Here is a 20,574-nt window from a genome sequence, read left to right as displayed (position 1 = left end):
AAGCATAATAGGACAATTTTATAATAATGAACTCATTATCATAGACAGTTAAATTTATTTTTTTATAAAGTGCAGAAATCCCTTTATTTAATGAATATAAAAAATGCTTTTTAATATATTTAATGTATTAGAAAAAATAGGGCTAAATGCACAAAAACATATTATCCACGTACAATTTTCTAATGAGTTACTCAACAAGCAAATTTTCTTACAACGCATACAAGGGCAGCATCAACTCAATGTAGGTCTGGAAGCTGAGCTCATCTGCCTGTCGACCAATGCTCAGATTCCCCTCAAACAATTTATTGGGGTTCAAGTTGCGGTTGATCAGGTCACCGATTCAGGGCAACTGTTTCGCACCACGGGGATTGTGACTGAGGCCAGTTACGGGCAAAGTGATGGCGCATTCACCCTGTATAAGCTGACGGTCAAAGATGCGACTCACTTATGGCAGAAACGTCGTAATAGCCGTGTTTTTATGAATAAAAGCATTGTGGAAATCACTGAAGTTTTATTCAAAGAATGGCAGCAAAGAAGCCCACTTTTTGATGCAAGTTTGAGTCTGGATCTGAATGGTTTAAGCCAGAATTATGATATACGACCCTTTGTAATGGCTCATAATGAATCTGAATATGCTTTTTTGACACGTTTATGGCGGAGTGAAGGCATCAGTTGGCTGATTGATGAAGCTGAACTTTTTGTACCGCATACGAGTACGCCTATTAAAGCTCAGAAGCTAAGATTAATTGATGATAATAGTCAGTACCAAGCTTTAGCTCGACGTAGCATTGGTTATCACCGCAGTAGCGCGACAGAACGCCAAGACAGCATTACAGGTTTTGTGGCGGTACGTGGTTTGCAACCGACAGTGGTGCATCTACAACGTTGGCAGCCCGACGCCTTGGCACAAGAAGAAGGCGCAGGTTCAGTCATCACCAGCCATAACCATTCGGACAGTGTCGACTCTGCCAGTTTAAGTCTTGAGCAGGCATGGCATATCAGTCCGGCATGGATGCAGGACTTAAAGGGAGAAGACCAAGCGACGGCTTCTGGGAATACTCAGTTAGAAAAACTGAATCAGCAATTCAATGACATGTATGCCAGTCAAGCCAAATATTTTAAAGCTTCCAGCACGGTGCGAGATAGTCAGGTCGGCTATTGGTTTAATCTTAGGGGACATCCCGAAATTGATCAGCATGAAGGGGCTGATCAAGAGTTCCTGATTATTGCCAAGCATTTTTATAATCAAAATAATTTACCGAAAGATCTGCAGCAACAGGTAAATCAGCTGCTCAGCCAAAGCCGCTGGGATCAACACGGCTATGACGAGGTAGAGCGTCAGTGTAATGAACTGACCTTGATTCGCCGTCAGATCAAGATCACCCCTGAATATGATCCAGAATTGCATCGTCCAATTGCTTACCCGCAACGCGCCAAAGTGGTTGGGCCTGAAGGGGAAACCATTTATGTGGATGAATGGGGACGAATCAAGGTGCGCTTTCTGTTTACCCGTAGTGATGATCATGGACATGATGGCGGTGCGGGTAGCAATGATAATGACACCGACTCCGCATGGGTCGATGTCCTCACACCTTGGGCGGGGGAAGGCTATGGTGCACGCTTCTTGCCACGGATTGGTGAGATGGTGGTCATCGATTTCTTTGATGGCAATATCGACCGCCCTTTTGTGACTGGACGAATCCATGAAGTACAACGTGCGCCGACCAAGTTTGATGTCAAAGGACAACTCCCAGATACCAAAAAACTGAGTGGTATACGCAGTCAGGAAATCAATGGCAGTGGTTTTAACCAGTTACGCTTTGATGATACAACAGGACAAATCAGCACCCAGTTACAAAGTAGCCATGCTGCAACACAGTTGAATTTAGGCAATTTAAGCCACCCTAAAGTGCAGGAAACCAGTCAGGGCCGTGGTGAAGGCTTTGAGTTGAGAACCGATGCTTGGGGCGCTGTGCGGGCGGGAGAAGGCTTGCTTGTTAGTAGTCAAAAGCAGAATCAGGCGCAAGGAGAACAGCTTGATGCGCAGACGGCTAAGCAACAGTTACAAGCTAATCAAAATAATGCCAAAGCACTCAGTAAAGTTGCTCAATATCAGCAGAGCGATGAAATTGAATCATTAGAACAATTAAAAGAATTCGCTGCACAGATTGAAGAAAAGATCGCTAAATTTAATAAGGCGATGCTGTTACTCAGCTCACCCAACGGTATTGGTCTAAGCAGTAATGAAGATATTCAGATTTCTGCGGACGGACAAATTAATCAGTTTGCGGGTGATAGTCTCAATTTTAGTACGCAACAAAATTTGATTATCCATGCTCAGAATAGAATCAGCTTATTTGCCGCACAACGTGGAATGAAGCAGGTTGCAGCGAAAGGGAAACTTGAAGTACAGACCCATTCCGATGGAATTGATTTACTTGCAAAGGGCAACATTCGGATTACTTCGACTGAAGATACGATTTATATCACCAGCCCGAAAGAAATTTTATTTACTGCAGGCAATTCACAACTCAAGCTCAATGGCTCTGGTATCTTTCCGACCACAGGGGGCAAGTTTGAGGTGAAGGCAGGACAGCATGTGTTTCAATGTGGGGCGAATGTTGTTGTCCCTAAAATAAGTCTGCCGACTGTAAAAACATTGTTTAGCCATCAGGTTAACTATAACTGGCATCTAAAATCTGAAGGAAAAAAAGAGATTTTTGTTATAGATCAGAAGAGTAATCGCTTAATAAAAACAAAAAAGGATCAACTTGATCCTGAAAATAAGATTAGTTCATTACGGTTCCATACACCGCAAGCAACAGACTTTACTGCACTCATTTTTAATTCGGATATTCCATGGTTAAAGCAGGATGTGCTTGACAGTGAGAATATTGATGAACTGTTAGAAGAGACACTTTTAGTAGAAGAAAGTGATGAGGTGTATACGGAAGAGGATTCTGAGCAATGAGCAATTTAGTCACCATTATAGCTAAATTCTATGATAAATCAGGAAACCATTTTAGTAATTTGGATGTTCAGTCTAGATATCAAGGTTCTTCTAAAGCCAATACTCAAAAAACTGATCTAAAAGGTTTATTTGTTTTTCAAGCGTCTCCAAATAGAACAGTGGAGATACTCGCAAAACCGCCTAATCAAAAAGAATATAGCGTATTTAAAACTATAAATTCTTCGGCATCTTCATCAGAAGCAAATCCTATAAAAGTCCAACTGCCTAAAACGATTGATGAATATCGACAGATAAAACAGCCTACATCTACGAAAGGGATTGTGAGTACCTTTTTTAAGGTAGTGGATAGTAATGGAAAAGTGATGAAAAATTTTCCCGTGCAGTCTAGACCGAAATGTAAAGGCAATTCACCTGATAAACTCACTAATGATCAGGGGATTGTTGAGGTGAAGTCTTCACCTCATCGAGATATCGAAGTTTTGGTGCTGACATCTAATGATCAATTTGTTTTAAAAAGTTCAATAAACTCTGGTAGCGGAGGTTCACAACCGATTCTGATTAAATTAGATGAGCCTTATGCAAAGTTTTTAAGTCGGTCGATGATTAAAATATTAGATCGAGATGGGAGCGACTACATTGTAGAAAAAACCAATGTAGAAATGGTAATTGTAGAGAGTGGCAAGAAACAGTTATATAGCATCTCCAATGGGAGGTTAGCTCTACAAAGTATGGTAGGGCAAAAACTTGAATTTACAGTGTATAAACCTGATGGCAAACCATTGAAACCGCAGCCATACATGGCGACACGAATAAAAAATAATCCTGTTGAACTACATCTGGATGTAGATGTAACCAAAGGTACTACGGCACCGAATGATCCAGAGATTAATAAAGCAATTAATGCTGATATATTAATCACAATGGAGCAAATGCAAAAAATGTGGCCTGGTATTACTTCAACTAAAATGCAACCAACTATGGATGAGTTAAATTCAAATTTAGAAGCATATCAATTAAATACTAGATTAAGACAGTCTCATTTTTTTGCTCAAGTTTTTGGTGAGATTGGAGCAAAGTTCAGTCTTAGAGAAGATATTTCTAATTATACGGCAAACAACTTAATGGTACTTTCATCATATTATAAAGCACGACCTGAGGAAGCTAAAATAGATGCTAAGATTTCTCCTAAGGATTTGAAAGTTAAAACTATTACTAATAAGTGGTATATGGATAAAAATAGACCTAAGCATTTAGCTTTAGGCAATATTAAAGATGGAGATGGCTATAAATTTCTTGGTAGAGGATTAAAACAGACTACAGGTCGGTATAATTACTCAGTTTTGACTGCAATGTATCCTAAAATTTGGTCTGATGATGGCAAGATAGATTTTACAGAGACACCAGAATTATTAGAACAGCCTAAATATGCTTCAAGATCGGCAATAGTTTTTTGGCTAGATAAAAGCCTGTATACAGTGGCAGATAGTGGGGCAACGGATACAGTAGTTGACAAAATCACTAAGGTAATTAATCAGTATGCTCCAAATAAAAAAGAAAGGAAATTGTATTTTAAGAAAGCTATAAATATTTTCATTTGAAAACAATATTTTGAGGTAGATTAAATTGAGTAAATTTTACATAGTATTTTTTTTAATATTCACCATGAAAACAACATATGCCGAAACAACACTAGAGAATTTTTGCAAGGTAGATCAAACATATAAATTAAGTATCTTTGGTAATAATGATGCTAAGTTTATATCAAAAAACTGTGACTTATCTCCTGATAATCAGTATGTTGAAAGCTTTTTAATTCTAAAAAATAAAAAAATGTATATTAATAAAATCAATGGGCGAGTTGGAAATGGAGGGGGAGCTGAATTAATTGCAGTTAGTTTGTATAAGAAAAATAGTAAAAATCCAGTTTTAATAACCTTATACTCTGAAACTTACTGCTGCTATCCTCAGCCGAGTGGTAAATTATATACTATTGATTTAAATGAAATTAAAAAAGAAAATAACAGTGTAACTTTGAAATCAATTACTGATATTCTAGGTGATAATAATTCAGGACTAGAAGGTGTTTCTGATGACTATATGCACTTTAAATTTAAAGATATTGCTTCTATTAAAAAATGGTTAGATAAAAATTACTAATTACAATACATGGATTTTTAGTTTTTAATTGATTATGAAAGGAATGATGATGCCTTATTGTTATAAAAAACATACCTATATTCTAGGCTTGGTCAGCCTAAGTATCTTAGCTTCTTCCTGTACGAATGTTCCAGAAAAGAAACATGAAATTTCCTATCAAAGCCAAATAAAAAAGGCCTCATCAGCGCCTGTAAAGTTAGAAAATAAAGATGGTTTCCTGATCACTTCACTTCACTTCACTTCACTTCCTTACAACTCAAATGCCCATCTCAACTGTATTTTATCCGCACAAAGAACCAATTGTGGCTCAATCAAATTAATTGATAGCATTCATTTGATCAAAGCTTATACTTTCATTGATCCAGGTTATGGCGATTCCGTTGTTTTTCCACAAACAAGTGATGGTGTTTTATTAATTGCTTCACCTTCTTCGAGCAAGAGTGGAGGTCCAGAAATACATCTTAGCTCAGTGAATAAATTGGGCTTAGTTAAGCACATCACCTTAGATGCATCTAAAAATATTGTCATTAATCAAAAATATGAGATCTTATATAAAGAAAATGGGAAAGAGTTAAAACTGAAATTAAATCAACAAGGTGACTTCGTTAAATAAAGGCTTTCATAAATTGAAAAAGCTCAGCTAGAACTTAGCTGAGCTTGCTTATTTTAGGTCTCAACAATACCTTCTAAATCATCAAAGGTATAATTGTTGGGGACATTGATCAGATGCGTTTGTACACCTGCCTCAACTTTCTCTCCAGCATCTGGATACAACCAGCGGGTGATCTGCTCAGCAACACTTGAATGATACTGAATTTCAAAGTGATTGAGTCCATAGAAAACCGCTTTATGCGTATCAGGCAGCTTCAATTGGAAACGTGGATTCTGGTGTTCACCTAAAGCACTTTTCACACTGACCAGATAATCTCCAATCACAGAGAGTGCTTTATTACGTAACTTTTCAAACTCTAAAGTTCCTGCAATCAGAAAGGTATTGATATGTGATGGCAGAGGAGCCGGTTTACGATTGTCATCAGCGAAACCAATACGTGCATCATTATGTTCCCAGTCATCATCACGAACACTACCATAACGCAAATCGAGTATGCCGTTACTGCGAACATTCACCAATTGACCAAGCAGGTTGATAAACGGAAATCCACCGAGTTTGTCCTGCAATACGAAACCAAAGCGTTCGAGCACTGCACCATGGTGTGGCGAACCAATACACACCAGATTTTCGACCATATGTACCCATTGATACAGATTTTGTTTGCCATAGAACAGTGCGCTTCGAGAAACCAACCCCCCCATACTGTGTCCAATGAGATCAATACTGGTGATCCGCGGATTGCGTTGCACCAAATCTTCTAGGGTATTGGCAAAACTGCGGCCATTGGCTGAAATTCGGCGACCTGTGTTGTAATTCAGATACAACATGGTGTTGTTATCACGTTGCGCAAGCAGACGCTCACCAATCCCGCCATAACGATGATTTGACCACGTCAGATGATTCATACATAAACCATGCGTAAGAATCACGACACGACCTGTGAGTTCACCTTGTTGTAATGACCCATAGTGATCATAAAGCACCATTGGCAAGGCCATAGGATTGTGTTGCTTTAAAAAGAAATCACCAAAGATCCCATTTAGCGCGCCCACCACGAAATGTAATGTGGGTGTGAGTGGTTTGTCATGTAAGACTGGAAATTTCTCAATAATGCGGCGCAAATTTGGCGCAAGAAAATGGCTGCCGTACTTCTGTAGTGCGACATAAGAAAACTGATAGAACTTTTGCAGTTGCGGGTGCTTTTGTAATTGTTTGGCTTTTTGTGCACTTAAACCGAGCGTTGTCCTTAACACCTCTGTTTGTACCACTTGCACCAATTCGTGTACCCCACTTAAGCTGGTACTGACGAGTTGTGCCAAACCTTCCAAAACATCTGCCTGACTCGGTGGCGTGCGATCCCACTTACAATACGTTTCATGCAGAGGCGTTAAACTTGGCATATTGATTTCCCCATCCTTGATATATACCGAAGGTTTGAAGTGATTTTTCTGAATATTGTTTAGATAAACTACAACAAACTCTTACATCTTATGTCTTTCATACGTAATTTTTTTAGAATACTGATGAACGGAGTACAGTATCGTTTTTTATGTCCGACAATATCGAGCTTAAATGTAATTTATATTGTTATTTGTTTAACTATTAAACAAAATAATGTGATTTATTTCACTTTATGTCAAGTCATTGCCTATTTTGGTGCGTATGCAAATTATCTACTTACACGGTTTTCGAAGCAGCCCGATGTCAATAAAAGGGCAACAGTTGCAACAATATTGTGCACAGTATGATCATATTCAGGTGCACTTACCCGATTTAAATCGTACGCCCGACCAAGTCCTTATACAACTTTCTCAGCTTATCGAAAATTTTCAGCATGATCATGTTGTTTTGGTGGGGAGCAGTTTAGGTGGCTTTTATACGACGTATCTTGTCGCGAAATATGCTTGTCCTGCTGTACTGATTAATCCTGCTATGCAACCATGGCGGTTATTCGAAGATTTATTCGGGATTGAGCAAATCCCGCTCAAAGTCACGGAATCATGGACACTTGATGCCGATCAATTGCAGCAATTACAATCGATTGCTGACACGAAGCTCAATCATGCTGATAAAATTCTAGTGCTGTTGCAACAAGGCGACGAAGTCTTGGATTATCGCGAAGCTCAACGCTATTATAGTGCAGTTCATCCATCATCATTGATTTTAACTGACGCAGATGGTAATCATGCAATGGATGATTTTGAAGAAAAATTACCTTTAATTCTCGAATTTTTATCGGCAGCTATCCAATAAGGAAGTCAGAACAAGTGACACAATACACGGCACAATCCCTTGAAGTTCTTTCTGGTTTAGATCCTGTCCGCCGTCGACCAGGCATGTATACCGATACCTCACGGCCAAACCATTTGGCGCAGGAGGTCATTGATAATGCAGTCGATGAAGCACTCGCAGGTCACGCCAATCAAATTTGTGTCACCGTATATGAAGATGGTTCGTTGTCAGTCGAAGATAATGGGCGAGGGATGCCTGTCGATATCCACCCTGAATATGGGCAAAGTGGTATCGAAATTATTTTGACTAAACTACATGCTGGTGGCAAATTCAGTACCGATAACTATCAGTTCTCAGGTGGTTTGCACGGGGTTGGGATTTCAGTCGTCAATGCGTTATCGACCCGAGTTGAAGTAGCGGTACAGCGTCAAGGCAATCTTTATCAAATGGCCTTCGAACAAGGTGAGCCCGTTGCGCCATTGTCGGTTTTGGAAGGCAAGGTCGCAAAGCGTGCCACAGGGACTACCGTTCGTTTCTGGCCTGAAACCAAATATTTTGATAGCCCTAAATTTGCGCTAAAAGCCCTCAAACATAATTTAAAAGCCAAGGCTGTTTTAGCTGCAGGTTTAAAAATTATTTATCTCGATAAAATTAATAACGAAAAAATTGAATGGCAGTTTGAAAATGGTCTGGTCGACTATTTGATGGATGAACTGCAAGACCGAGAAATTCTACCTGATCCTGCTTTCGTGAGCAGTGGGCAAGCAGACCGAGCGGCATGTGAATTTGCGATTTGCTGGAATGTTGAAGGTGGCGAGCAGATTCAGGAAAGTTACGTCAACCTGATTCCAACTGCACAAGGTGGAACGCATGTGAATGGTTTACGTTCAGGTGTGACGGAAGCACTGCGTGAGTTCTGTGAGTTACGTAGCTTATTGCCACGTAATGTAAAACTTTCTGCGGAAGATGTTTGGGATGGCGTAAATTTCATTCTATCGCTCAAATTCCAAGAACCTCAATTCTCAGGACAAACTAAAGAACGTTTATCGAGCCGTGAAGCGTCTAATATCGTGTTGAATATTGCCAAAGATGCTTTTGCACTATGGTTAAACCAACATGCTGAGATTGCGACACAGCTGGCTGAAATGGCAATTGCCAAAGCAGGACGTCGTCTCAAAGCGGCGAAAAAAGTGGAACGTAAGAAGATCGTGGCAGGTCCAGCATTACCTGGTAAATTAGCCGATTGTGTTGGTTTAACCCGCGAAGACAGTGAATTATTTATTGTCGAAGGGGATTCTGCTGGGGGAAGTGCCAAGCAAGCCCGCGACAAGAATTTCCAAGCGATTATGCCGATTCGCGGAAAAATCTTAAATACGTGGGAAGTATCTTCAGATGAAGTATTGGCTTCACAAGAAGTTCATGACATTGCCATTGCGATTGGTGTTGACCCAGGCAGTGATGATTTGTCTGAATTACGCTACGGTAAAATTTGTATTCTGGCCGATGCGGACTCGGATGGTTTGCATATTGCGACTTTGTTATGTGCACTATTTGTGAAACATTTTCCGACCTTAGTTGAAGAAGGTCATCTGTTTGTGGCAATGCCACCGCTTTATCGTATTGATATCGGTAAAGACGTGTATTACGCACTGGATGATGATGAGCTTGAAAGCATTTTGAAAAAGGTGAAGGGCAATAAGAATCCGCAAATCACACGATTCAAAGGGCTGGGTGAGATGAATGCCAGTCAGTTGCGTGAAACCACCATGGATCCGAATACACGTCGTTTGGTGCAATTAGACTTAGATGATGCGCATTTAACCGCAGGTTTATTGGATAAATTGCTGGCGAAGAAGCGTTCAGCTGATCGTAAACATTGGTTAGAGCAAAAAGGCAATTTAGCGGATATTACCGTTTAAGTTCCTTATATCCTGATTGAATTAAAGCCAAGCGTCAGCTTGGCTTTTTCTTTGCCTGAAGCGTGTCTATCTGAAATGAACAAATTTGCATCATTTTAGGTCAGGACGTATTTTTTGTATGCAATGTTGTATACAAGATTTAAGAATCAAGACCAAAATTTTATTTAAATCAATTAAAAACAATGGCTTGTTGTGTTGGCACAGAAATTGAATAACTCCACCCAGTAAAAATCACAATATCGATGGGTGGAGAAACAAGATGCAAAATAAATTGATGTCGATGTCTGTACTGATGGCAGCCATGATGGGGATCGGTCTGGTCGGTTGTTCAAAGCCAGCGGAAAAAACAGAACAAACAAAAACAGAAGCCAAGACTGCACCTGCAACAAGTGGTGACACCATTAAAGTCGGAATTCTGCATTCACTTTCAGGCACCATGGCGATTTCTGAAACATCGCTGAAAGACACGGCTTTAATGACTATCAATGAAATTAATGCCAATGGCGGGGTATTGGGTAAAAAATTAGAACCCGTGATTGTCGATCCTGCTTCGGATTGGCCACTGTTTGCAGAAAAAGCACGTCAGTTGATTACCCAAGATAAAGTGGCGGTTATTTTTGGTTGCTGGACATCTGTTTCGCGTAAATCTGTTCTACCTGTGGTCGAAGAACTGAATGGCTTGTTGTTCTATCCCGTGCAATATGAAGGCCAAGAGCAATCTAAAAACATCTTCTATACCGGTGCTGCACCCAACCAACAAGCGATTCCTGCGGTTGAGTATTTGATGGGTGATGAAGGTGGTAAAGCTGAGCGCTTTGTGTTGCTTGGTACGGATTACGTCTATCCACGGACCACCAATAAAATTCTTCGTGCCTTCTTGAAGTCTAAAGGCGTCGCCGATGCTGACATCATGGAAGAATATACGCCATTTGGTCATAGCAACTATCAAACCATTGTTTCCAATATCAAAAAATTCTCTGCTGGTAAAAAGACTGCGGTGATCTCAACCATCAATGGTGATTCTAACGTGCCGTTCTATCGTGAATTGGGCAACCAAGGCATTAAGGCCTCTGATATTCCAGTCATGGCCTTCTCGGTAGGTGAGGAAGAATTGCGTGGTATTGATACCAAACCCTTGGTCGGTCATTTAGCGTCATGGAACTATTTCATGTCGGTGAAGAATCCTAAAAACACCGAGTTTGTGAATAAATTCAAACAATATGCGGTTGAATATAAACTGCCAAATGCTGACAAAGTGGTGACCAATGATCCAATGGAAGCGACTTATGTGGGCATCAATATGTGGAAGCAAGCCGTTGAAAAAGCGGGCTCTACAGAAGTCGACAAAGTTCGTGATGCCATGGCAGGACAAACCTTTGCTGCACCATCGGGCTACACGCTCAAAATGGATGAAACCAATCACCACTTGCATAAACCAGTGATGATTGGGCAAATCCGTGGTGATGGCCAGTTTGATGTGGTCTACAAAACACCACAAACCATCAAGGCAGAGCCTTGGAGTCCATATATTCCTAAATAATTTTTCTTCAGCCTGTTGTTTCAGCAGCAGGCTTTTTCATTCTATTTTTTGTTTGATCAATTTAAACCACAAAATAAGGGGAGTTCTATGGCGAAACACTATGTTTTGGCACTGCTCTGCATCATGGCACAACTGATGTTTAATCCAGCATGGGCAGAGGCCACATCCACAGCAACCGTGACGTCTACAGCTTCTCAAGATGCCATTCAAACTTTCGTAAAAGCTGATTTTGCCACACGTCGTGCCATGCTCAATCAATGGCCTGCCAGTATTGAACAATTGGATCAATTGGTGGCGTATATCGATGAAAATGAGCTGTATACCGATAGTGCGGGCAATACCTATTTGCTGAAAAATGATGACAAATTATTCAGCTACCCTGCACAGCAAGCACTGGAGCAATGGCCTGCGGATTTATCCCAAGTGACTTTGGTCAATACGTTACGTAAGGCACTGAATTTTGGACAAGCAAAAGCCAAACTCAGCTCCAATGATGCATCACAGCGATTAGCCGCTGTCGATATCTTAGAAAATAATTTGGCTGAGTTGGATCTGGCCACCATCAAACAACTCTACCTGAATGAAAAAAATGATCAGGTCAAAGCACGGTTGGCACAACTTAAAGCGCGGTTGGATTTTAACAGTGCTGATGAGTTCACCAAGCTCGAAGCCGTAAAAGTATTGGCAGATTCAAATCGTCCTGATGAATTCGCGCTGATCACGCAGACTTTAGAGCAGCCACAAACTAATCCTGCATTGAAGGCAGCTCTGCTGGATGCACAAAATAAAATTAAAACCCGTTTGCAAATCAGTGAATGGTCGGGTCATGTATTTTCAGGTTTAAGTACGGCCAGCATTTTATTGCTTGCTGCACTCGGACTCGCAATCACTTATGGTCTGCTTGGCGTGATTAATATGGCGCATGGCGAGCTCATCATGATCGGTGCCTATACCACTTACGTGATCCAGAGCTTTTTTAAAACCCATTTTGCTGGAATGGTGGATTGGTATCTGGTGGCTGCGATTCCTGCAGCTTTTCTAGTGAGTGCCTTGATTGGGATGTTGATTGAGCGCACCGTCATTCGCCCGTTATACGGTCGACAATTGGAAACCTTACTCGCTACTTTTGGAGTGAGTCTGATTCTGATGCAATTGGTACGCATGGTCTTTGGTGCACAGAATGTCGAAGTCTCTAATGTGAGCTGGTTAAGTGGCGGGATTGCGGTTACGCCAAGCCTGATGCTGCCATATAACCGTATTGCCATTATTGCGTTTACCGTTGCTGTGTTATTGCTGTTGGTGTTCTTACTCAATAAAACCCGCTTTGGTTTATTTGTTCGCGCGGTCACGCAAAATCGTCAAATGGCACGCGCTGTTGGCATTCGATCTGCACGGATTGACATGATGGCTTTTGGCCTCGGTTCTGGCTTGGCAGGTTTAGCAGGTTGTGCCTTGGCACAAGTGGGTAATGTCGGGCCTGATCTCGGTCAGAATTACATTATTGATGCCTTCCTTGTCGTCGTCGTCGGTGGGGTCGGTCAAGTGTGGGGTGCCGTACTTGCAGCACTCGGACTGGGCATCAGTGGAACGGTGCTGGAAATTGGTTTAGGTGCGGTTTTAGCAAAAATTATTCTCTTGGTTCTTGTGATTTTGTTTATCCAAAAGCGTCCACAAGGTTTGTTTGCCATCAAAGGCCGTTTTGTGGAGTAAGCCAATGAAAATCACTTCTTTATTTGCCGACAAGCCCTATAGCGCGGTGGCGATTGCAGTTTGTTTCGGCGTGCTGTTGTTGTTGCCATGGCTACACCTGTTGTCTCCTGACTCTGCATTTTATCTGTCTGCTTATTGGATCACCTTGATTGGTAAGATCATGTGTTTGGCATTGGTGGCTCTTGCACTGGATCTGGTCTGGGGCTATGCCGGGATTCTAAGTTTGGGACATGGTTTGTATTTTGCTTTAGGTGGCTATGCCTTTGGCATGTACCTGATGCGTCAATCTGCAGGTGATGGTCTGCCTGATTTTATGCGCTTCCTCAGTTGGACTGAATTGCCGTGGTATTGGATCGGGACCGAGCATATTGCGTGGGCTTTAGCACTGGTGGTGCTAGTACCAGGTTTGATCGCGTTTATTTTTGGATTCTTTGCCTTTCGTTCCAAAATCAAAGGCGTGTATTTCTCCATTATTACCCAAGCCATGACCTTTGCCGCAGCGTTACTGTTCTTCCGCAATGAAACGGGCTTTGGGGGCAATAATGGTTTTACAGGTTTTAAGACTATTCTCGGTTTTGATATTACCTCAGCACCAATGCGTGCAACCTTATGCTTTGTCACTGCGTTGATGTTGATGTTGTGTTTCCTTGGTCTACGCCAGTTGATGAATCGTCCTTATGGAAGAGTATTGGGTGCGATTCGTGATAGTGAAAATCGCTTGCAATATCTCGGCTATCGCACGTTGTGGTACAAGCTATCCGCATGGGTATTGTCTGCGGTGATTGCAGGTATTGCAGGGGCGTTGTATGTGCCACAGGCAGGCATCATTAACCCAAGTGAAATGAATCCAGTCAATTCAATTGAAATGGCGGTGTGGGTGGCTGCGGGTGGACGTGGCACTTTGATTGGTCCGATTTTAGGGGCAGGTTTAATCAATGCAGTGAAAACTTATTTCACTGTGGCTGCACCAGAAGCTTGGTTGTTGATCTTGGGAGCACTCTTCATTGTGGTGACTTTATTCCTGCCGAAAGGTGTGATTGGCCTATTTGACCGTTTTAAAAAGGAGCGTGACTAAATGAGTGATGTATTAATTGACTCAGCTCAACATGGCGGTCAACTCGGTGAAGGGTATGGGCGTGCCAAACCACAAGGGGCTGATTTTAGTCATGGCATTGCCTTATATCTGGAAAAAGTCAGTGTTTGGTTTGACTCATTTCGGGCTTTGAATGACCTGTCGCTCTATATTGCCGAGGGTGAGTTACGCTGCATTATCGGGCCGAATGGCGCAGGAAAAACCACCTTGATGGACGTGATTACAGGTAAAACTCGCCCAACCACAGGTACGGCATTTTTTGGGCAAAACTATGATTTGGCCAAAATGAGTACTGAGCAAATTGCCGAAGCAGGTATTGGTCGCAAATTTCAAAAACCAACGGTATTTGAAAATTTTACTGTCATGGAAAATCTACTGTTAGCAGCACCACGAGATAAACGGGTGAAGAAAAGCTTCTTTTCTCGTTTAGACCCAGAAGCGCAATTGGCTTTGGATGAAAGTCTGGAACAGATTCGTTTAAAGGAGTTTGTACACAAGCCAGCGGGCTTACTGTCGCATGGGCAAAAGCAGTGGTTAGAAATCGGTATGTTGCTGATGCAACGACCGAAGTTGATTTTATTGGATGAGCCTGTTGCAGGCATGACTGATGCTGAAACCGAACGCACGGCTGAACTGTGTCTGGAGCTGAAAAAAAATCACACCCTTGTGGTGGTCGAACATGACATGAGTTTTATTGACACCATCAGTGAAAAAGTCACGGTATTGGCGCAAGGGGCGATTTTAGCAGAAGGCACATTGGCAGAGGTTCAGGCCAATGAAGATGTGATTGAAAAGTATTTAGGGCGTTAGGAGAGACACATGCTAGAAGTGAAACAAATTAATCAGTTCTATGGTGGCAGTCATATCCTGCGTGATGTGTCTTTTAATGCGCCTGTGGGTGAATGTAGTGTAGTGCTGGGGCGTAATGGCGTGGGCAAAACCACCTTGTTGAAATGTCTGATGGGGATTCTACCAATTAAGTCAGGGCAGATTCTGTTAGATGGCAAAGACATTGCCAAAATGTCCCCTGAGCAACGGGTGCGTGCGGGGTTGGCTTATGTGCCCCAAGGTCGCGATATCTTTTCGACTTTAACGGTAGAAGAAAATATTCTAATTGGCATGGCTAAATTTTCAGGTGCTAAGACGCGTAAGGTGCCAAGCCATTTATATGAAATTTTCCCTGTACTGGATGAAATGAAACATCGCCGTGGCGGAGATTTATCGGGTGGTCAGCAACAACAGCTTGCGATTGCCCGAGCGTTGGCTTCGGAGCCGAGTGTTTTGATTTTAGATGAACCGACCGAAGGGATTCAGCCTTCAATTATTAAAGATATTGGTCGGGTGATTCGTAAACTGGCTGATCAAGGTGAAATGGCGATTATTTTGGTCGAGCAGTTTTATGATTTTGCTGAAGAGTTGGCGGATGCGTATACCGTGATGGCGCGTGGACAGGTGATTGCACAGGGGCGGGGGGAGGATATGCCTGAGAAGGGGATTCGGGAGTTGGTGGCGATTTAAAACACTCGAAAGAGATTTTTCATCTACGGCCTGCTTAAATAGTGATCATCGTGGAATCTTATTGTTTTATATCTAATATTAGGATAAACCTGCGGTTCGCCCTACTTTGGTTTCGCCCTGAGAAGCGTTTGAAGCTTCGTAAGGGCAAAGGCATTTATCACTATACAAGCAATGATTAAAGCTGCTCAATCTTCATTGCAACTCTTCTTGCGCTTCGCTAAAGCTTTAGTCGCTTTAGCTTGCTCAGGTTGTAGATGACATTCCGAGTTTCATATTTGAGGCTGACTTTTAATGGTTTGTTAACCTTCAACCTTATAAAACGTTCCGCCTGCATAGACATTGTGTCCAAAGCCACATGAGGACTCACCATTGTTTTGTTCAACTTCAATTTTTTGTCCAAGATTTGCATCATTGGCAAATTGAAGTTTAATCAGACAGTCTTCATTGCGATAGTTAGCCTGTTTTGACGTGATTGGCATACTGGTTTCAAATTGCCCCATATTTGGACCATAGATCAGGCCACGTAGGCCAAAGTAATAGCCATCAAATGCAATCGCATATTTATTCTGTTTTTTACTGACCTTGATGTAATCCCATTGTCCAAAACCATTGGCGCGGACATAAGTCCCTTGTAGATCAGAAGATAGTTTTGGCTTGGGCAATTGTTTTAAGTTGTATTGACTGGTTTTAGCGTCTTTATCTCTGAGAAACCAAACTCTGGCCCATTGCGGTTTTCCCAGTTTTGCATAGCTTAACCCAACATTATTATTGGCGATTTCGATGTCTCGGTCACTGACCTTAATGCCACTTTCATCGGCATTAAGCTGACAGAAATGTGCCCATGCGGCTTGATCTTCAAATTGTTTGGCGGCTTTGAGATATTGCTTTTGATCGTAAAACTTTTTACCTGCTTGTGCATATTGTTTTACTTTGGCGCAGCCTTGTTGCAACTCTTGTTCAAAAGAAACTTCGGCAAAGCTGGCACTTGAAGCGATTGCGATGGAAAGGCATAGGCCGAGTTGAGATGTTTTAATCATTTTGGCTATTTTTGAAATAAAGTATATCTTTCATTTTAAATCAAAAATTGCCGTTAGAAACGTATTACAAAAGTGATATTTTATTAGGCTTCTGTGAGTTGCAGTTGCATCCACACAAGATCACGCCATGCACCAAACTTTTGACCCACTTGTGGCATATACCCTGTTTGAAGGAAACCTAGTTGCTCATGCAACACAATTGAGCCTTTGTTTTCACTATCAATTGCAGCGACCATAATATGCATGTTTTGTTGTTTGGCTAAATGAATGAGCTGTTGCATCAAGGCTTTGCCCAGACCTTGGCGAGCATAGCTTGGATCAATAAAAACTGAATGCTCAATACTTTGGCGATAGCCACTGATGGTCCGAAAATCAGTGTAATACGCATAGCCTGCGATTTGATGGGTATTCAGGTCTTCAACCACGATCATTGGGAATTGTTGCTGTTGCATGCTTAGAAAACGTTGCTGATAATCCGTCAGGGAAACGGCTTGATCATTCCAATTTGCGGTTCCATTTAAAATTTCAGCATTATAAATAACAAGAATCTCATCAAGATCATTCACCGTCGCAAAACGAATTTTGAAATGGGTTGCTAAGGCATAAGGTGCAAGCGGAATATTCACAGACATGGGCAAAGGTCATCAAATCAGACAAAAATAAAAGATGAATCTTCAATACGGCGATCGTTCATCTCAAATTTATATTCAGCGATACAAACAAAAACAGCAAGGAATTCCTTGCTGTTTTTTAACACTCTAAATGATTTAGAAGTGGTATTTGATTAACGCGCTGACGTTGTTTTCGTCACGGTTTTTCAGACCAAATTTGTTATTCCAAATCGAATGTTCGACACCTAAATAAAGGCGAGTGTCTGGTGAAATGTGTTTACCTACATTCCATTTGTATTGTGTGGTCCAGTTGAGTTCACTGGCGTGATCTTTTTCACCTGTCGACCAGTCAAGGAAACCATCAACTAAGAAATCTTCGTTTGATACTTTAAATGGCAAGGCATACGCGATAGTCATTTGGTAGTCATCAGCAGTGTTTTCGTTGTTGGCACGGTAGAAATTCACATTCGCATATTGGAAATATGGAATTGCGAGATCAAAACCTACACCATATAAGAAGTTGTCAAAATTATTACCATCAGCACTGTTGCTTTCCCATGTTGTTGAGATCAGCACATCTTTAATTGGACCAAATGCAAGTTTTTGTCCTGAGATCTCACCCAAGCTTAAACGTGGAGAGAGTTCGAAATATGTGCTTTTATGATCATCGCTGCCACGCATACGATCCATAAAGAAAAACACATCGGCATATTTGACTTTTGCCGCATATTCAAGTGTTACCGTTGTTTGTTTTTCATCAACAACTTCATAGTTCTCACCGTACAAACCCGTCACGCTGAAATCTTGCCAAATTGGCTTCGCCTGAGCGAAAGCTGCTGTAGATACCAATAAACATGTTGCTGCAAGTTGCTTCAATTGCATTTAAAAAATCTCCCCCCAAAAGGCGTGTAAAGGATACAAGGTATTAAGCAAAAATAAAGCCAAATTTGACCAAATGAACAAAAGAATTGTATATAGCGAGCTAAAGTAAAATGGCCTATAAAGTTAAAAATATTTTTGTTTTAAGTTTTAATAAAAATGTCAAAAATCAGCTTGCATATTTTGGAGGAAAGACAGATATTGGAATTATAGAAGATCTTCTTACATACTGAAAAGCAACAGATGCAAAGCGAGGAGACAACAAGCATTTACATAATCAAAATATACAACTGCACTGAATGACTGCATGCTCAAAGCGTGCAAAGAAGAAAGTTTTGTAGCACCGTCTCACAGAAAAGAGAGGAAGATATTTATGAATATTGAAATCCGTACAGATAAAAACATTCAAGGTAGTGAACGCTTAAACAGTTATGTTCGTGCAGAACTTACACAAGAATTCCAACGTTATAGCGAGCGTATTACACATTTTTCGGTTCATATTAGTGATGAGAACGGGGATAAAACGGGCGATCATGACAAACGATGTATGATTGAAGCTCGCCCAGCAGGAATGAAACCTGTCGCAGTGACACATAAAGCAGCAAATATTGATAATTCGATTCATGGTGCAATTGATAAATTGAAACGTAGTCTGGAGCATCTTTATGAGAAAAAAGAGCACCATCGTGGTGGTTTACCCGAATACGTTGATGTCGATGATGACGTAAAAGTGGATGATGAAGCATAGCCACAAATGCAAAGAAAAAGCCCAGTTCTTGGGCTTTTTTTACGTGTGTATCAAATTTATACATGATTTTTTAGATGGTTTTATAAAATCCTGTCAGGATATTCGGCATAATAGAGCCATTAAAAAATATTGTGAGAACTGGTCATGTTAAATAAGCAACAGCAGGCCTTGGTGCAAGCCATACAACAACTCGATTTGGACCAAGTGCAATCTTTACTTGCTGAAGGACTCGACCCGAATTTTATTGACCCTGAACAAGGGCCACCTGTATCTATGATTTGCGATGGTTTATTCACATGGTGGGAAGCAATTTGTGAAGCGTACGAAGCAGGCCAGCCATTAAGCCAAGAAGAAAAGCAACAATCGCTTCAAGTTTATCTAGATATTTTAGATGCTCTGATTCAGGCCAAAGCAAATTTACATTTATGGGATTCAGAAGAGTTTTATGGTCCGCTTTGGGATGCGGCGAGTTCTGCTTGCGTGCCTGTAGTGCAGCGCTTACTTGATGAAAAAGTAGATCCAAATACTCGTGATGAAGAAGGTTTAACCGTTTTATCATCTATTAGCCAGCTTTTCTTTGACTGTGAATTTGATGAAATTGACTGGTCAGAATCGTTGCCAGAAGAACGTACAACACTGGAATTGTTACGTCAGCATGGTGCAAAAATGTCAAAAGAGCTAGGCGCATAAGCCAAGCCATTAGAAATAGAACGAGGAATAGAATGAAAACATTGCAAACATTGAGCTTAGTTGCTGCATCAATGATAACCACAAGTACTTTCGCGGCCGATTTTTCCTTTGACCGCCCAGGTGCGGGTATTGGCACAGGTATTACCCCTGTTGGACAGTTGGCATGGGAGCAAAGTTTACCGAGTGTGCACTATCAAGAAGGTAAAGTAGATGGAGTCAAAGACAAGACCTTGACCCTGAATGGTGACATGTTGTTACGTACTGGTTTGGCTGATGGTCTGGAATTGCAATTGGGTTGGCAGGGACCTGTTTGGCAGCAGTACAAGCGTGCAGGCACTAAAAAAGAAAGCAATGGTCTAGGCGATGTGAGCATTGGTTTGAAGAAAGCGATTGATCTAAAAGATGATCGTTTATCGATGGCATTATTGGCTGAAGCCATTATTGCAACGGGTAATGATGAATTTACCAACCATGATGATATTTATAGTTTAACTTCTGCAGTTGCTTATGAATTTAGCGATTTGATCGGTACTTCTATTACCATGCGTTATGAGGCGCAAAACAGTAATTGGGCCGTGACTGCCATTCCAAAGATTGATTATAAAATTGCAGGTAAATTATCAGGTTATTCAGAATTCGTTTATCGTAAAGCAGAGAGCCAAGACTACGAATATGGTCTCGGTACAGGTCTGATTTATGCCTTGAATAATCGCACGCAATTGGATGCAAGCATTGGCGTAGATCTTAATGGCGATCAAAAAAGTTATAACGGTGGCTTCGGCGTATCGGTTTTATTCTAACAATAATGAATGCTCCTGAATTCTCTTAAATTTACTTCTGCATTAGTGGGAGGGAG

General features: G+C 41.2%; 18 protein-coding genes. 14 read left to right on the top strand and 4 right to left on the bottom strand.

Annotation, left to right across the window (positions count from 1 at the left end):
* Positions 1-103 precede the first annotated feature (103 nt).
* The 4 genes from F909_RS13070 to F909_RS13085 all read left to right on the top strand — a co-directional run bounded on the left by F909_RS13070 (position 104) and on the right by F909_RS13085 (position 5,741).
* Positions 104-2,971, top strand: coding sequence for a type VI secretion system Vgr family protein (locus F909_RS13070; protein ID WP_005147767.1), 2,868 nt, complete (start codon positions 104-106; stop codon positions 2,969-2,971).
* A complete protein-coding gene (locus F909_RS13075) occupies positions 2,968-4,569 on the top strand; it encodes a glycoside hydrolase family 19 protein (RefSeq protein WP_005147764.1) in 1,602 nt (533 codons plus the stop codon). Before F909_RS13070 ends, F909_RS13075 begins: the two co-directional genes overlap by 4 nt.
* Before the next feature lie 64 nt (positions 4,570-4,633).
* Entirely contained in the window at positions 4,634-5,128 is a 495-nt protein-coding gene (locus F909_RS13080; RefSeq protein ID WP_005147763.1) for a hypothetical protein, read from the top strand.
* 49 nt (positions 5,129-5,177) lie between these two features.
* Positions 5,178-5,741 carry a hypothetical protein gene (locus tag F909_RS13085; RefSeq protein ID WP_005147756.1) on the top strand — a complete coding sequence of 188 codons (564 nt, stop codon included), beginning with the start codon at positions 5,178-5,180 and terminating at the stop codon, positions 5,739-5,741.
* 53 nt (positions 5,742-5,794) lie between these two features.
* Here the strand turns inward: F909_RS13085 and F909_RS13090 are convergent, their stop codons facing one another.
* Entirely contained in the window at positions 5,795-7,141 is a 1,347-nt protein-coding gene (locus F909_RS13090; RefSeq protein WP_005147754.1) for a PGAP1-like alpha/beta domain-containing protein, read from the bottom strand.
* Positions 7,142-7,403: 262 nt separating this feature from the next.
* Between F909_RS13090 and F909_RS13095 the strand changes: the two genes are divergently transcribed.
* From F909_RS13095 to urtE, 7 genes are all read left to right on the top strand, one after another.
* Entirely contained in the window at positions 7,404-7,994 is a 591-nt protein-coding gene (locus F909_RS13095; RefSeq protein ID WP_032877725.1) for a YqiA/YcfP family alpha/beta fold hydrolase, read from the top strand.
* A 14-nt stretch (positions 7,995-8,008) separates the two neighbouring features.
* Complete coding sequence (parE, locus tag F909_RS13100; RefSeq protein ID WP_005147751.1) at positions 8,009-9,892, top strand: DNA topoisomerase IV subunit B; 1,884 nt, start codon at positions 8,009-8,011, stop codon at positions 9,890-9,892.
* A gap of 259 nt (positions 9,893-10,151) precedes the next feature.
* Entirely contained in the window at positions 10,152-11,432 is a 1,281-nt protein-coding gene (gene urtA, locus F909_RS13105) for an urea ABC transporter substrate-binding protein (protein ID WP_005147750.1), read from the top strand.
* Between the two features lie 87 nt (positions 11,433-11,519).
* A complete protein-coding gene (gene urtB, locus F909_RS13110; RefSeq protein WP_005147742.1) occupies positions 11,520-13,142 on the top strand; it encodes an urea ABC transporter permease subunit UrtB in 1,623 nt (540 codons plus the stop codon).
* A 4-nt stretch (positions 13,143-13,146) separates the two neighbouring features.
* A complete protein-coding gene (gene urtC, locus F909_RS13115; RefSeq protein WP_004657103.1) occupies positions 13,147-14,217 on the top strand; it encodes an urea ABC transporter permease subunit UrtC in 1,071 nt (356 codons plus the stop codon).
* A complete protein-coding gene (gene urtD, locus F909_RS13120; protein ID WP_004657105.1) occupies positions 14,218-15,045 on the top strand; it encodes an urea ABC transporter ATP-binding protein UrtD in 828 nt (275 codons plus the stop codon).
* A gap of 9 nt (positions 15,046-15,054) precedes the next feature.
* The gene (gene urtE, locus F909_RS13125) at positions 15,055-15,753 is read left to right on the top strand and encodes an urea ABC transporter ATP-binding subunit UrtE (RefSeq protein WP_004657106.1); all 699 of its coding nucleotides are present in this window, start codon (positions 15,055-15,057) and stop codon (positions 15,751-15,753) included.
* Between the two features lie 299 nt (positions 15,754-16,052).
* Here the strand turns inward: urtE and F909_RS13130 are convergent, their stop codons facing one another.
* From F909_RS13130 to F909_RS13140, 3 genes are all read right to left on the bottom strand, one after another.
* Complete coding sequence (locus F909_RS13130) at positions 16,053-16,790, bottom strand: hypothetical protein (protein WP_005147739.1); 738 nt, start codon at positions 16,788-16,790, stop codon at positions 16,053-16,055.
* Positions 16,791-16,873: 83 nt separating this feature from the next.
* Positions 16,874-17,422, bottom strand: a complete 549-nt coding sequence (locus F909_RS13135; protein WP_005147737.1) for a GNAT family N-acetyltransferase — start codon at positions 17,420-17,422, stop codon at positions 16,874-16,876.
* Positions 17,423-17,557: 135 nt separating this feature from the next.
* On the bottom strand, positions 17,558-18,283 hold the full coding sequence (locus F909_RS13140; RefSeq protein WP_005147735.1) for an outer membrane protein OmpK: 726 nt from the start codon (positions 18,281-18,283) through the stop codon (positions 17,558-17,560).
* A 370-nt stretch (positions 18,284-18,653) separates the two neighbouring features.
* On the opposite strand from F909_RS13140, the gene F909_RS13145 reads away from it, so the two are divergent.
* The 3 genes from F909_RS13145 to F909_RS13155 all read left to right on the top strand — a co-directional run bounded on the left by F909_RS13145 (position 18,654) and on the right by F909_RS13155 (position 20,518).
* Positions 18,654-19,028: an HPF/RaiA family ribosome-associated protein gene (locus tag F909_RS13145; RefSeq protein WP_004803557.1), complete on the top strand. Its 375-nt coding sequence runs from the start codon at positions 18,654-18,656 to the stop codon at positions 19,026-19,028.
* Positions 19,029-19,172: 144 nt separating this feature from the next.
* Positions 19,173-19,718 carry an ankyrin repeat domain-containing protein gene (locus F909_RS13150; RefSeq protein WP_005147732.1) on the top strand — a complete coding sequence of 182 codons (546 nt, stop codon included), beginning with the start codon at positions 19,173-19,175 and terminating at the stop codon, positions 19,716-19,718.
* Positions 19,719-19,750: 32 nt separating this feature from the next.
* A complete protein-coding gene (locus F909_RS13155) occupies positions 19,751-20,518 on the top strand; it encodes a transporter (protein ID WP_005147731.1) in 768 nt (255 codons plus the stop codon).
* Positions 20,519-20,574: the final 56 nt, after the last annotated feature.

Source organism: Acinetobacter sp. ANC 3929 (assembly GCF_000369405.1).
Lineage (GTDB): Bacteria > Pseudomonadota > Gammaproteobacteria > Pseudomonadales > Moraxellaceae > Acinetobacter.
The sequence above is the reverse complement of the archived record's forward strand: the minus strand, read 5'-3'. Positions and strand labels throughout refer to the sequence as shown.

Coding starts and splice junctions, on each gene's coding strand:
- F909_RS13130 (WP_005147739.1), bottom strand. CDS start 16,790: ATGATTAAAACATCTCAACTCGGCCTATGCCTTTCCATCGCAATCGCT.
- F909_RS13080 (WP_005147763.1), top strand. CDS start 4,634: ATGAAAACAACATATGCCGAAACAACACTAGAGAATTTTTGCAAGGTA.
- F909_RS13155 (WP_005147731.1), top strand. CDS start 19,751: ATGAAAACATTGCAAACATTGAGCTTAGTTGCTGCATCAATGATAACC.
- F909_RS13070 (WP_005147767.1), top strand. CDS start 104: ATGCTTTTTAATATATTTAATGTATTAGAAAAAATAGGGCTAAATGCA.
- F909_RS13095 (WP_032877725.1), top strand. CDS start 7,404: ATGCAAATTATCTACTTACACGGTTTTCGAAGCAGCCCGATGTCAATA.
- urtA (WP_005147750.1), top strand. CDS start 10,152: ATGCAAAATAAATTGATGTCGATGTCTGTACTGATGGCAGCCATGATG.
- F909_RS13140 (WP_005147735.1), bottom strand. CDS start 18,283: ATGCAATTGAAGCAACTTGCAGCAACATGTTTATTGGTATCTACAGCA.
- urtE (WP_004657106.1), top strand. CDS start 15,055: ATGCTAGAAGTGAAACAAATTAATCAGTTCTATGGTGGCAGTCATATC.
- F909_RS13085 (WP_005147756.1), top strand. CDS start 5,178: ATGCCTTATTGTTATAAAAAACATACCTATATTCTAGGCTTGGTCAGC.
- F909_RS13075 (WP_005147764.1), top strand. CDS start 2,968: ATGAGCAATTTAGTCACCATTATAGCTAAATTCTATGATAAATCAGGA.
- urtD (WP_004657105.1), top strand. CDS start 14,218: ATGAGTGATGTATTAATTGACTCAGCTCAACATGGCGGTCAACTCGGT.
- urtB (WP_005147742.1), top strand. CDS start 11,520: ATGGCGAAACACTATGTTTTGGCACTGCTCTGCATCATGGCACAACTG.
- F909_RS13090 (WP_005147754.1), bottom strand. CDS start 7,141: ATGCCAAGTTTAACGCCTCTGCATGAAACGTATTGTAAGTGGGATCGC.
- urtC (WP_004657103.1), top strand. CDS start 13,147: ATGAAAATCACTTCTTTATTTGCCGACAAGCCCTATAGCGCGGTGGCG.
- F909_RS13145 (WP_004803557.1), top strand. CDS start 18,654: ATGAATATTGAAATCCGTACAGATAAAAACATTCAAGGTAGTGAACGC.
- F909_RS13135 (WP_005147737.1), bottom strand. CDS start 17,422: ATGTCTGTGAATATTCCGCTTGCACCTTATGCCTTAGCAACCCATTTC.
- F909_RS13150 (WP_005147732.1), top strand. CDS start 19,173: ATGTTAAATAAGCAACAGCAGGCCTTGGTGCAAGCCATACAACAACTC.